The following is a 12,266-nucleotide window of genomic DNA, read 5'->3' as shown; positions in this document are numbered from 1 at the left end:
TTGGCATGATTTGCTCCCTAGAAATTGTGAAGCAATACATCCAGAATCAGTCAGAGGGTGCTATCCATCCCCACCGTCTGTACGGTGGGGAATTCCGCACCTTACGTTAAAGCTGGAAGTCTCTTGGGAAGTGGGCCAGAATCGAGTTAAGGGATCCCGAGCTGGGTGCAGTTACGGCGCAGCATTCCCGGAAAATCCCGGCAAGCTGTTAGCTTCGGAGGTTGTGCGCCAATGGTAAGGTTGTTCTCATCTCTCTTTAAGAGGACTTCTAACCCCTGGGCTGGGATCCCGGCTGCCGAGTTGGACGCTCCTGAGCCTGCCGCTGGCGGTGGGGAGAGGCAGGCTTGTCCTTTTGCTGCCCAACGGGAACGGATGGTGAGGGAGCAAATCTTGCAGCGGGGGATCCGCGATCCGCGGGTGCTGGAAGCAATGCGCAAGGTGCCGCGTCACCTTTTTGTTCCCCCGGAGCTGCGGGATCGCGCCTACAAGGATTGCCCGCTGCCCATTGGCTACGGCCAGACGATCTCTCAGCCTTACATCGTTGCCTTCATGACCGAGGCGGCCTGCCTCACACCCGAATCGGTGGTGCTGGAGATCGGCACCGGATCCGGCTACCAGGCGGCCATTTTGGCCGAGCTGGCCCGACAGGTGTATAGCCTGGAGCGTTTGTCTCCCTTGGCCGCCCGTGCCCAGCAAACCCTTGCTGCCTTAGGCTACCGCAACGTGGAGGTGCGCCAGGGAGATGGCTATCAAGGTTGGCCGGAACACGCCCCCTACGACGCCATCGTGGTCACAGCAGCCCCCCCAACCCTGCCGACGTTGCTGCTGGATCAACTGGCGGTGGGGGGCAGGTTGGTAGTGCCGGTGGGCGAAAGCCAGGGATCCCAATCCTTGCTGATCCTCCACAAAACCCCGGAAGGGGTGGTGCAAAAGGGCGCTTTCCCGGTGCAATTTGTGCCCATGGTCTAGGGCAGGGGATCCTCAGGAGGCGGCCCAGAGCTGGGCGCGAATTTGTAGCGCCAACTGAGGGCGGTCGGTGATTAGCCCCTGCACCGGCAGCTCCTCCACAGGCGGGCGCAAACAGAAGGCCATGATCTCCGGGTCGTTCACCGTCCAGACGTAGAGCGGGATCCTGGCCTGGGCCGCCGCCGCCAAAAACGGCAGGTTCAGCCAAGAGTAGTGGGGGGCGAGAAAGTCGGCCCCCAGCTCGCGGCAATAGGCCAAGGGGGATCCCTTCTCTTCCTCCGACTGCGCCTCCACCAACAGGCCAACCTGGAAAGGGGGAGCGGAACTGCCGCGGTGCAAAAGCTCTTTCAGCCGCCCTACCACCTGGGGCAAAAAGGAGGTGAGCACGCAGGCATCCGGGGACAGTTGCTTGCCAATCAAGGCAAGGACTTGTTCTTCATAGCCGGCCTCCTTCAGCTCGATGTCGAGGGCAATTTTGCCTCCAACCTGAAGCAGCACCTCCTCTAAGGTGGGAATCGTGGGCTTGCGGGCGCGGATCTCGGCCCAGGTGAGCGCCGCCAACGGCTGCCCCTCCAGCTCGGCATCGTGAAAAATCAGCGGGATCCCGTCGCGGCTGCGGCGCACATCCAGCTCAATCCCGTCGGCCCCGCCTTCGATGGCCGCCGCAAAAGCGGCCAGGGTATTCTCCTCAGCGTGGGTGTGGTCCCCACGATGGGCGACAATCCGGGTGGGAAAGCGATAGGCTGGAGAAGTTGAAACAATCTCTGTAGCCATGGACGCAGCCGAAATTGCCGCCTTAAAAGAGCGTATCAAGCGCATTCGTGAGCGCCGGCCAGCTTTGGTCAAGCTTTTGGAAAAGCCAGACCTGGGCAGCTTGCGGGTCGATGTCAATCAAGCCCTCGAGGAAATCGACGAGCTGCTGCAAGAGTTCGAGCAGACCTTTGGCCCACAGGACTAGCCGGCCTGGGTAAGCTCTTGCAATTGGGCCAAAACCTCGGCACTGTGCCGATAGGGGTTGACAATTGGGTCGATGGCGCGCAGGATCCCGTCGGGGTCGATCAAAAAAGTGTTGCGCAGAGCCATCTCCCCCATCCAGGAGCCGTAGGCGCGGCTAACGGTGCCCTCAGGATCCGAAAGCAAAGGAAATTGCAGCCCCTCTGCTGTGCAAAACCGCCGGTGGGAGTCCACCGAGTCGGCGCTTACGCCCACAATTTGTGCCCCCAGAGCCTGAAACTTGGGCAGATCCTGCTGAAAGCGGCGGGCCTCGATCGTGCAGCCGGAAGTGAAGTCGCGGGGATAGAAGTAGAGCACCACCCACTTGCCGCGAAAATCCGCCAGCCGCCGCACCTGGCCCGACTGATCCGGCAGCTCAAACTCCGGCGCCGGCGCCCCGATCTCCGGCAGGGGAGTGGTGCCCCACTGGGCCAAGGCAGACTGGACACCTACAAAGCTCACCAGCAAAACCGCAAACAACCCTGCCAGGCCCAGCCAGCGCCCGATCCTGGCCACTTTTTTGACAATCACGGCAACATCTCTCCAGCTCCCTAACTCTAGTTTACATAACTTCACAGCAGCCACTTGCAGAGCAAAAGCTGGGGTGGGATCCCCAGCCACCGCCAAAGTTGAGAGGTGCGCTGGATGGGAGTGTAGCGCAGTTGGGCGTAGAGCTGCCGGGCGGGCAGATTGTCTTCCACCACGTGCAGATACAACTGGCGATAGCCCCAACCTTGCACCACGCCTTCGGCGCTGAGCAAAAGCTGCCGCGCGATCCCGCGCCGCCGCCAAGCGGGCAACACCGCCAAGTTGGAAAGATAGGGATACTTGCCATGGGCCATGGCCCGCAAGGAGATCTCAGCAGTGGCCACCACCTCGGATCCCACCGCCGCCGCCAGGCAGCAGTAGTGCGGATCCCTGGCCGCCAGCTTGAGGCACAAATCTTGGCGGATGCCCAGCTTGTGAATCGGGTAAAGCCAGCGCTGCAGACCCAAAGGCGGATAAAACACCTGGGCGAGAACCTCCGCCACGGGATCCAGATCACCCAGTGTGACGGGATAGACCACGAGGGAGGGCAACACAGAGGAAAACAGGGCGCTCAAGCATCTGTTGCAAGCGTCCTTGCTATTTTCGCAGAGAAGCTGCACGCAACTCGCAACCAACAAGAAGTGGCGGCAACCCCAGCGGCACCGCCACTGAACCAGTAAAACCTAAGTGGGGGGGAACTACCCACCCTGATGCAGGTCACCTGCACCCAAACTTCGCTATCTCTTCACTTGTTGGAGCTTCTATTCGATTGTTCCGAGCTCACCCTCCTCCTTTTGATGAGTTCAACTGCTCAATCGACGGGGAAAGTGGAACAGCTACCTGACGAACCCACTTTTGAAGCTCTGCTCCCGAGTGTTGAAGCGCCAAAACCTGACCCGCTCTCGCACTGTGCCCTACAGCTCACCCGCATAGCGAGCTGAGCCTTTGACACGATAGACATCATCGGTAATGGGCTGGTAACCTACTTCAATCAGATCAGACTTGGCAGGCGTGAACACGCGGATAACTGCTCTAGCAATTTTCGAGAGAAAGGCAAGCATAAAAACCTCCTCCAAGCGAGAGTGAAACTATGAACTGGGCGAACCCAAAATTGCTAAAGCCCGCAGCCCTTGACCTCCTGAGCAGAGTCGTGATTCGCCAGAGTCTGCAGGGGGGAGCACCTGAACCCAACCGAGCATCGGTTTTCCACCTCTTCCCTGATCCTAAACGGAGACTCGAAATAGCAGGCCAGCACCTCCTCAACCGGTAAAGCCGCTTGCCATCTTGCCATCTCACCAGAGGTAAACGACCTCTTATCGTTGCAGCGGCTAACCTCAACAGACCCGACCGCTATTTGATCTAGCTCCCATGTCCCTTCCTTGGAGGAAAACCTGTCGTAGGTGCCAGGTGCCCCGCTGGGCAAGACAACCACTTGCTATAGAAACCTGCCGGCGCAACGGATCGGAAGTTCGTATGAGATTGGATCAAAACGTTGACCGACAGGAAGCTTTGAGCTTGAGCAGATTGCAGGCTGGTGTCTCGCCTTTGAGATGAAGCTGAGATATTATCCTCCTTGCTTGAATCACCACATCTCTAATCTAGCTTGGGTCAAATCCCTCTACAATGGCTGGCAACTGTTCTTAACAGTCTAGGTCATTTCTTTAATCGTCCTTCCCATATTTCTTCAACATAGGTCTCCAGTGGATCTTGCAGTCGGATCCTCTGCCTTTTTCCAGAAGCAAGGTCTACTTTTTAGAAACTTTTCAGAAAGCAGGGGGGCTGGGTCCCCAGCTCAGCCGAGGATTTAACCGAGGCCACTCGACCCGGCTTCAGTGGGCCTCCCACTTCAGAAGGGTGTCGGGGAGAACTTCAATTCCGGGGCCGAGAGTGCAGGATTAGCAGGGAAAAGTAGGGGGGGCGATAGTCGGCCAATTCTTCTAGGGTGGGGAAGAGAACTTGCTGCGGCCAACCGGCCCAAACCACCAAGCTGGCCTGCTGCAGCCAACCTCTTGCCGCCAACCACTGCCAAACCTGAGGATAGACAGGGGCCACTTTCATCAGCACGACCACGTCTGCCCAGGCACAGGCCGCCTCCAGCTCCGCCAGGGCAAAAAGAGCGGGTAGGATCGCCAATTTCTCGGAGCCGAGCGCCAAAGGGGATCCGAGAGCGGCGGCGGCAGCCAGGGGAGAGCACACCCCCGGTATGGCCTGGATGGGCAAGTCAGGGATCCGCTGCTGCAGGGCCTGGGCCAGGTAGGCAAAGGTGCTGTAGAGGCCCACATCTCCTTCACACACAAAGGCCACATCCTCACCCCGTTCTAGAAGCGGGGCCAGCTGCTCGGCAGCCGCTTGCCAGGCCGCCTGCAGAAGCTCAACTTGGGTAACAAAGGGCAGATGCAACGGCAATAGGGTTTGTTCCGGTCGCAGCCAGGGGCGCACGATTTGATAGGCTAAACCCGGCTGGCCGATGGCGTTCTGAGGGCAGGCCACCCAGCGGACGGCGCCGAGGATGCGGGCTGCTTTGAGGGTCAGCCACTCGGGATCCCCGGCTCCAGCACTGATCCCCCAAAAAGTTCCCAGGCCCATGTATCAGGTGGTTTCTGGATTGCCCGTGCCTTCCTCCCTCAGGCGATCCAAGGCTTCCTGCAGAGAGTTGCGCAAGGACAAAAACTTTTCTAGCCGTACCAGTTTCACGGTTTGGGTGACGCGGGGGTTGCTCACCACCTGAAAGATACCTCCACGGCTCTGTGCCAGCTTGGCCAATTGCACCAGGGCACCGACGCCGGAGCTATCGATGAAGTCGATCCCCGTCAAATCCAGGATAAGGTTGGGGGATCCCTCTTCTAAGTATTTGGTGACCACCTTAACAAAGACCGGCTCAGAAAAGGCATCCAGAAGGCCCGTCAGGTAAAAGACCTGGCAGTTTTGCAGTGCTTCGTGGCTGCCGCGCAAGCTGACCGTCAGAGACAGAGGTTCCGGAATGGCTTTTCTCCTTTTGTCTATCTCGACAGAAGATGGAGGCCCGATCTCGGGCGTGGAGATAGCTTAGCATCCCTGCGGGCGAGACGGTATTTTTCCGCGGGCAGGGGATTGCGGCTCGGGGCAGGGATCTCTTCTCTCTGTCCCCTCGTGGCAGGCCGGGAGTCCTTGGGTAGGATGGGGGCAGCTTCCCCTATTCAGAGGAGGCCGGCCTGCGGGCCAAACAGGGCTTCTCAACTGGGGTGGTTCGGATCCCTGAGGGTGGGTGTTGGGCGAAGATCAGCGCGAGAAAGAGCAACGATTTCCCCTCTCCTCCAAGACCTGGATTGGGGTGGGGGCGGGGCTGGGTTTGGGCTTGACGGCTGCTGCCTTGGGCGCCGCCTGGGGAATCGGGGCGTATCTTCAAAATCAGGTGCTGCCCCAGGTAGAAGAAACCCTCTCGCAGGCGATGCGCCGGCGGGTGGAATTGGGGGAGGTAAGGTTTGTGGCCCCTTGGCAGGTGAGGCTGGGAGAAAGCCACATCGAACATTTGGCCAGCATCGGCTCTATCGACCTCAGCCCCGACTTTTGGACCTGGCTACAAACAGGCGAGTGGGTGCTCAACATTACCCTGAACCGGCCCCAGTTGCTGCTGATGGAAACGCTGGATCGCGGCTGGGCAGATGTGCAGTTTCAACTTCCAGAAGGGGAGGGATCCCTGCCCTTGCAGGGGCTGAACGTCCGTTTGCAGGAGGGATCCCTGACGGCCATCCCTTTGGTGGGGGAGCGGCGCCAGTTTGACCATCTGCAGGGCCAGGTGCAGGTGTGGCTGAGTGCTCCGCCGGGGGGAGGGGATCGGGCCAGTTTCCAGCTCTCGGCGCGGCTGCGTCCTCTGCAGAGGGAAGGAGGGTATCCCTTGCAGCTTAGGGGGGTGGCGGATTTCGCCCAGGCTTCTGGCGCAGTGACGCTGGCCGCCCAGCGTCTGCCTTTGGAGCTGCTGCCCAGCGTCTTGCCGGCGGCGCCCTTGACCGAGGTGGAAGGGGAGACCAGTCTGGATCTGCAAGTCCTCTGGGGCGGAGAACGCCCTTGGGAGTTGACGGGGCAAGCCCAGGTTCAGCAGGCGCGGCTGGGGTTGGAGAGGTTGCCGCATCCTTTTGAAGAGGTGAAGGGCTCTGTTCGCTTTACCCTAGAGGAGCTGGATCTGCAGGGGGTGAGCGGTCGCTTTGGCCAGCTCTCTTTCGGGGATCTCAACGGCTCCATTGCCTTCGGCGACAACGAGGGGTTCAATCTGCAAGCTGTCATGGCTCCAGCCAGTTGGCAGCAAATCCAGGAGACTTTCAACTTTGAGCTGCCGGTGGCGGCGGCAGGGGTGGTGGCGGGATCCCTGGCGGTTACTGGGCCGCTCAAGGGGCCGCAGATCCAAGGGCAGTTGCAAGGGATCTCGCCGGGGCAGGTGGATCGCCTGGCGGTGCCGGAATATGCTTTTGGCTTCCGCTGGGCCGACCAGACCTTGGCCTTTGAGGAAATTGACCTGAAGGCCGCCGGCGGACGCATCCAGGGATCCGGACAACTGCAATGGGCTGCCGGCTTGGCGGGCCAGTTCAATTTGCAGGTCAGCGGGGCCGACGTGGAGCAGGTGCTGGCCCTCTACGACCTCAACCTGCCGCGGCGGGGCGAGCTGCCCTGGGCGGGGCCAGTAAGTGCTCAGGTACAGGTGGCGCTGACGGGATCCCGGCCCCAGGTGGAGGCCACCTGGGAAACCCAAGGGGGAGAGATTGCCGGCAGAGGACAGCTTCAGATCTTGCCCGAGGCGGGGGGCTGGGCGGTGGAGGTGCCGCAGGCCGTGTTGGAGCTGGGCGGGGGCCGGGCCCAGGTGGCGGGAAGGTGGGCGGCAGGGCAACTCCAGGCGCGGCTGGCTCCCCAGGATCTGCCGCTGGCCTTTTTTAACCCCCAGTGGCCGGGATCCCTCTCCGGGGAGCTGATGGCGCAGATGAACACGGCGGAGGCGGCGGAGGTGGGTTTCCTGGCGGCGTTGCGAGCGCAAGGGTCGCTAGCCCTGTCCCAGCCTTTGGGAGAGAGGAGATGGCCATGGGTTGACGGCATCCGCGGCCAGCTAGCTTGGGAAGGATCTGACCTGCGTATCCAGCAGGCAGAGATCTTGGCCGGCACCACCCGCTTGGCCAGGCTAGAGGGACGGATCCCCGTAGACCCGCAGACGCTGCAGGTGGGATCCCTGGATCTGAACTTTGCCGCTGACGGGATCCCCCTGGCAGAAGTACCCGGCCTGCCGCCGAGGGTGGCAGGAGTGCTGCAGGGATCCGGGCAGCTCCGCGGCTCCCTGGAGGAGTTACAGGTGACGGGGGAGGCCCAGTTGCGCGGCTTGCAGGTGGGGGAGGTAGCCTTTGCCGACTTGGCTGGGCCCTTTAGCTGGTCTAGCCAGGGGACGACGGTGGAGCTAGCGGGGACGCGGGAGCGGCTGGCGCTGCAGTTGGATCCCCAGTTTCGGCCCTTGCAGTTCGAGCTGCGGCGGGGCGAGGCGGAAGTGCGCGGCCAACGACAGCAAGATGAGCTGCAGGTGGTGGCGAACCGCTTGCCGCTAGCTTGGCTGGGGGGGGTGGCTGCTGGGGCATGGGCCGGCTTGCAGGGAACCCTCGATGGGGAGGTGGCGCTTGACCTGGCCAGTGGCGCTGCTCAAGGTCAAGCTGCGGTCGAGGGGCTGCGACTGGGCAATCTCGAGGCGCAGGGCCTTGCAGTGGATTTCGCTTACCACCCTGGAGACGACTCTCGCCCCGCTCGTCTGACCCTTGCCCAAGCCCAACTGGAGCTGTTCCAGAGCCTCTACACCGCCAGCGGTACTTTGGAGCTGCCGGCGACCTCTCTGGATCCCACCTCGGCGGCTCCCGTTCCCCAAATCGACCTGCAGATCAGCACCCGCCGGGGTCGCCTGGAAGATATCATTTCTACTTTCAAGTGGCGGAAGTGGAGCGATATCACCAGCCGCGGTTTTCGGCTGCCACCTTTGGGCCCTGCCGCGGTGCTGCGGACGGATCCGGTTGGTCTGCCCAACCATCCCCTCTGGGAGCAGCTAGAATACTACGCCCAGATCCTGGCTGCCCACCTGGAGGCCCTGGCCAGCCGCATGGATCCCCGCATCCCGCCGCCCACCAGCTTGCGGGGGGAATTTCAGGCTAGCGTCAGCCTCGTCGGCAACCTCAACCGGCCCAGCGTCAGCTTTCACCTGGAGGGCCAGAATTGGCAAGCGGAGGAGTTTGGTGTTGAAAGCCTCACCGCCAGCGGCAGCCTGGTCGAGGGGGCAGTGGTGTTGCAGCCACTGTTGTTGCGCAGTGGGGAACGCCAAGCCCTTTTCACCGGCAAGTTGGGCCTGGAGGAACAGTCGGGATCCCTGCAAATTCAAGGATTTCCTCTGGCTTTGCTGGATCGCTTCCTGCCGGATGGGCTGGAACTCCAAGGGGATCTCAACCTGGATGTGGAGCTGGCAGGCAACCTGCGGGATCCCCTTGCCCGCGGTTCCCTGACGGTGGTGAACGCCCAGATCAACCAGGTGCCGCTGCAGGAGGTGGGGGGACAATTTGACTACCACCAGGGACAACTGCGCTTGGAAGGCGCCCTGCTGGCCAACGGCGACGAGCCGATCCGCCTCTCTGGCCTGGTGCCCTACACCCTGCCCTTTGCTGAGGTGCGGGCCGCCTCGGATCAGATCGACCTCAGCCTGCAAGCCGAGAATGGCGGCCTGCGCTTGGTCAACCTCTTCACCGACCAGGTGCGCTGGGAGGGCGGCCAAAGCCAACTGGAGCTGGCCATCCGCGGCACCTTGCGAGAGCCCAGCCTGCAGGGGAACCTCAGCCTTAGCTCCGGGATCCTCAAACTGGCCGCCCTGCCGGAGCCCATCACCGACCTGACCGGCCAAATTGTCTTTAACCTCAACCAATTGGAGGTGCGGGAGCTGCGGGGCCAGTTGGGGGGCGGATCCCTGTTGGCCAACGGCTTTTTGCCCGTCAACTCCCGCGGCGCCCTGCAGAGGGACGAGACCGCGCCACCCTTAACGCTGCAACTGCAAGGGATCCAGCTCAACCTGCCCAACCTCTACACAGGCCGCCTGGAAGGAGAGGTGACGGTGGGCGGCCTGCTGCTGCGGCCTCTGATGGAGGGACACCTAGAGATCTCCGATGGAATCGTCGATGTCAGCCCGCGCCAAGCGGCAGCTCCTACAGACGCGACTCAGGTAGATCCCTTCTGGCAGCCGCGGCTGAACGGGTTGGAGCTGGTCTTGGGGCCTGGGATCCGCGTGCAGCGCCCCAACCTATTTGAGTTCAACGCCAGCGGCAGCTTGCGCCTGTTTGGCACTCCCCAAGATCTACGTCCGGCGGGCACCATTGCCCTGGAGCGAGGCCGCGTCAGCCTGCCCATTGCCAACTTTCGCCTGGATCGCTCCCGCCCCAACACCGCCACCTTTGACCTAGACAACCCCTTCGATCCTTTTTTAAACCTGCGCCTGGTGACCCAAGCCTTCGAGGTGTATCGCTTTCCCCAGGAGCTCTCTCCTTTTGAGACCAACCGCACCCTACCGGGATCCCAGCAGAGCATCGAGATATTGGCCACTGTCAACGGACGGGCCAGCCAGCTTGCGGCTGCGGATCCCCGCAACGGGGTTTTGACGCTTTCTAGCAGTCCCAGCCGCTCCCCAGAAGAGATTGTCGCCCTGTTGGGGGGAACAGCTTTGGCCCAACTGAATCCAGAAGCCGGGGTGGCCGGACTGGCGGGAACAGCCCTACTCAACGATGTGGTGGAGACGCTGCGGGACACCCTCGGCTTGGATGAGGTTCGCCTCAGCCCCGTCCCCCAGGTCGATACCCGTGCCCCCAGACGTTCCTCGGTGGGCCTGGCCCTGGAAGTGGCCCGCGATCTGGGGCCCGCCACTTCCCTCTCGGTGCAGCGCAACCTGACGGATCCCTTTCAGCCCACCCGCTACAGCGCCCGCTACCGCCTCAACGAACAAACCCTCACCCGCGCCAGCACCGACCTCGAGGGCAACAACGCCATTGCCATCGAGTTCGAGACTCGCTTTTGACGGGATCCGCCCCAGCCAGACTACGGTTTGTTATGTTACACTATGTTACATCGTTATTGCTACGCAACACTGTCGCGAATGCGCGCAGAGCACTCTCCCCAACTCCCCTCTCCCTTTGGGAGAGGGGCCGGGGGTGAGGGTGGGAGAGGGGCCGGGGATGAGGGCAGCGGCGCCGAGTGCTTGGGTAGTGGCGAGAACCGCTTGGAGACTGTCTTAACCTAGGTTGAAGTGGCCATAGTTTTTCAACGGCTTTTGGACGGCCAGGGATCCCTTGAACCGGACTCCGTGACTCCTAAAGATAGCTAGAATAAACACCTACCTGTGTGAGCCTGGAAGATCGAAACAAGCGGCCAACCTGCGTTCCCCCTTAGAGAGTTGACAAGTGAATGATCCAATCTGCCCAACCATGAGGAAACAACAAGTATTGCAATTGCTCAGCGAGCAATTTGCCGAAATTCAAAAGCAATTTGGTGTGCAGCGACTGGCCCTGTTTGGCTCAACCGCTCGTGGCGAGGATCAAGCCGGCAGCGACATCGATATCCTAGTTGAATTTATTGGTAAAGCCGACTCCAAGCGTTACTTCGGTCTGCTCTTCTACTTGGAAGACAAACTTGGATGCCCCCTAGACCTTGTGACCGACAAGGCTCTACGCCCCGAACTCCGTCCATTGATAGAAAAAGAAGCAATCTATGTCCCGTGAATGGCGTTTCTACCTAGATGATATGATTGAATTTGCCAAGCGAGTCCTTGAATACACAGAGGGGTACACTCAAGAAGACTTTGAACAGGATCGCCGAACCTATGATGCGACCCTGAGAAACATCGAGTTGATTGGTGAGGCAGCCACTCACATTCCTGCAGAAGTCCGTAACCAGAACGAAAATATTCCTTGGCGACAACTCATTGCCACTCGTAACCGTATCATTCATGCTTATCTTGCTCTAGACAACGACGTTTTGTGGAGTATCATCCAAAGTGATATGCCCCAACTGCTTGACAATTTACAGAAACTAAAGCGTAGTCTCTCCGATTCTCCCTGCTAACCCTAACTTCAGGAGCAACGCCGCCGTTTTCATCCAGTTGGAAACCCCCTCTGACGGGATCCCCTCTGGCCAGACTACGGTTCGTTACGTCGTCATTGCTACGCAACACTGTCGCGAACGCGCCGCTCTAACTCCCCTCTCCCTTTGGGAGAGGGGTTGGGGGTGAGGGCGCCTTTGGGAGAGGGGCCGGGGGTGAGGGCAGCGGCGCCGAGTGCTTGGGTAGTGGCGAGAACCGCTTGGAGACTGTCTTAACCTAGGTTGAAGTGGCCATAGTTTTTCAACGGCTTTTGGACGGCCAGGGATCCCTTGAACCGGACTCCGTGACTCCTAAAGATAGCTAGAATAAACACCTACCTGTGTGAGCCTGGAAGATCGAAACAAGCGGCCAACCTGCGTTCCCCCTTAGAGAGTTGACAAGTGAGTGATCCAATCTGCCCAACCATGAGGAAACAACAAGTATTACAATTGCTCGGCGAGCAATTTGCCGAGATTTAAGAGCAGTTTGGCGTGCGGCGACTGGCCCTGTTTGGCTCAACCGCTCGTGGCGAGGATCAAGCCGGCAGCGACATTGATATCCTAGTTGAATTTATGGGTAAAGCCGACTCCAAGCATTACAGCCTGTTAAGGAATCAAGGGGTACAGTAGCAACACTTAGCAAACCAACTTCGGAAGCAGGATGGATTGATCAG

12 protein-coding genes are annotated in these 12,266 nt (G+C 60.4%); 6 read left to right on the top strand and 6 right to left on the bottom strand.

Going from position 1 to position 12,266, the window contains the following annotated elements:
- Positions 1–372 precede the first annotated feature (372 nt).
- Complete coding sequence (locus NW863_RS09880; protein WP_414366043.1) at positions 373–969, top strand: protein-L-isoaspartate(D-aspartate) O-methyltransferase; 597 nt, start codon at positions 373–375, stop codon at positions 967–969.
- Between the two features lie 12 nt (positions 970–981).
- Here NW863_RS09880 and NW863_RS09875 read toward each other — a convergent pair whose 3' ends face one another.
- Positions 982–1,740 (bottom strand): glycerophosphodiester phosphodiesterase, encoded by a 759-nt coding sequence (locus NW863_RS09875; RefSeq protein ID WP_414366041.1) that lies wholly within the window; start codon positions 1,738–1,740, stop codon positions 982–984.
- On the opposite strand from NW863_RS09875, the gene NW863_RS09870 reads away from it, so the two are divergent.
- Entirely contained in the window at positions 1,739–1,924 is a 186-nt protein-coding gene (locus tag NW863_RS09870; protein ID WP_414366040.1) for a hypothetical protein, read from the top strand. The genes NW863_RS09875 and NW863_RS09870 overlap by 2 nt on opposite strands.
- Here the strand turns inward: NW863_RS09870 and NW863_RS09865 are convergent.
- The 5 genes from NW863_RS09865 to NW863_RS09845 all read right to left on the bottom strand — a co-directional run bounded on the left by NW863_RS09865 (position 1,921) and on the right by NW863_RS09845 (position 5,439).
- Positions 1,921–2,490 carry a peroxiredoxin gene (locus tag NW863_RS09865; RefSeq protein WP_414366038.1) on the bottom strand — a complete coding sequence of 190 codons (570 nt, stop codon included), beginning with the start codon at positions 2,488–2,490 and terminating at the stop codon, positions 1,921–1,923. The two genes, NW863_RS09870 and NW863_RS09865, sit on opposite strands and share 4 nt — an antisense overlap.
- Before the next feature lie 41 nt (positions 2,491–2,531).
- Entirely contained in the window at positions 2,532–3,062 is a 531-nt protein-coding gene (locus NW863_RS09860) for a GNAT family N-acetyltransferase (RefSeq protein ID WP_414366037.1), read from the bottom strand.
- A gap of 339 nt (positions 3,063–3,401) precedes the next feature.
- Positions 3,402–3,548 (bottom strand): hypothetical protein, encoded by a 147-nt coding sequence (locus NW863_RS09855; protein WP_414366036.1) that lies wholly within the window; start codon positions 3,546–3,548, stop codon positions 3,402–3,404.
- 808 nt (positions 3,549–4,356) lie between these two features.
- Positions 4,357–5,073: a precorrin-2 C(20)-methyltransferase gene (locus NW863_RS09850; RefSeq protein ID WP_414366035.1), complete on the bottom strand. Its 717-nt coding sequence runs from the start codon at positions 5,071–5,073 to the stop codon at positions 4,357–4,359.
- A 3-nt stretch (positions 5,074–5,076) separates the two neighbouring features.
- Complete coding sequence (locus tag NW863_RS09845; protein ID WP_414366034.1) at positions 5,077–5,439, bottom strand: STAS domain-containing protein; 363 nt, start codon at positions 5,437–5,439, stop codon at positions 5,077–5,079.
- 295 nt (positions 5,440–5,734) lie between these two features.
- Here NW863_RS09845 and NW863_RS09840 point away from each other — a divergent pair, with 295 nt between their 5' ends.
- The 4 genes from NW863_RS09840 (at position 5,735) to NW863_RS09825 (ending at position 12,222) form a co-directional block, all read left to right on the top strand.
- The gene (locus NW863_RS09840) at positions 5,735–10,534 is read left to right on the top strand and encodes a translocation/assembly module TamB domain-containing protein (RefSeq protein ID WP_414366033.1); all 4,800 of its coding nucleotides are present in this window, start codon (positions 5,735–5,737) and stop codon (positions 10,532–10,534) included.
- Positions 10,535–10,916: 382 nt separating this feature from the next.
- Positions 10,917–11,234: a nucleotidyltransferase family protein gene (locus NW863_RS09835; RefSeq protein ID WP_414366031.1), complete on the top strand. Its 318-nt coding sequence runs from the start codon at positions 10,917–10,919 to the stop codon at positions 11,232–11,234.
- Complete coding sequence (locus NW863_RS09830) at positions 11,224–11,577, top strand: DUF86 domain-containing protein (protein WP_414366029.1); 354 nt, start codon at positions 11,224–11,226, stop codon at positions 11,575–11,577. Before NW863_RS09835 ends, NW863_RS09830 begins: the two co-directional genes overlap by 11 nt.
- A gap of 507 nt (positions 11,578–12,084) precedes the next feature.
- Positions 12,085–12,222 carry a nucleotidyltransferase family protein gene (locus NW863_RS09825; protein WP_414366027.1) on the top strand — a complete coding sequence of 46 codons (138 nt, stop codon included), beginning with the start codon at positions 12,085–12,087 and terminating at the stop codon, positions 12,220–12,222.
- The last annotated feature ends 44 nt before the right edge of the window (positions 12,223–12,266 follow it).

The organism is Synechococcus sp. B60.1, from assembly GCF_047462555.1.
Taxonomy (GTDB): domain Bacteria; phylum Cyanobacteriota; class Cyanobacteriia; order Thermostichales; family Thermostichaceae; genus Thermostichus.
This window is presented reverse-complemented; position numbering and strand designations above follow the sequence as displayed.

What these genes read in the sequence shown, in the direction of transcription:
- NW863_RS09880 (WP_414366043.1), top strand. Translation starts at nt 373, where the DNA reads ATGGTGAGGGAGCAAATCTTGCAGCGGGGGATCCGCGATCCGCGGGTG.
- NW863_RS09870 (WP_414366040.1), top strand. Translation starts at nt 1,739, where the DNA reads ATGGACGCAGCCGAAATTGCCGCCTTAAAAGAGCGTATCAAGCGCATT.
- NW863_RS09875 (WP_414366041.1), bottom strand. Translation starts at nt 1,740, where the DNA reads ATGGCTACAGAGATTGTTTCAACTTCTCCAGCCTATCGCTTTCCCACC.
- NW863_RS09855 (WP_414366036.1), bottom strand. Translation starts at nt 3,548, where the DNA reads ATGCTTGCCTTTCTCTCGAAAATTGCTAGAGCAGTTATCCGCGTGTTC.
- NW863_RS09850 (WP_414366035.1), bottom strand. Translation starts at nt 5,073, where the DNA reads ATGGGCCTGGGAACTTTTTGGGGGATCAGTGCTGGAGCCGGGGATCCC.
- NW863_RS09830 (WP_414366029.1), top strand. Translation starts at nt 11,224, where the DNA reads ATGTCCCGTGAATGGCGTTTCTACCTAGATGATATGATTGAATTTGCC.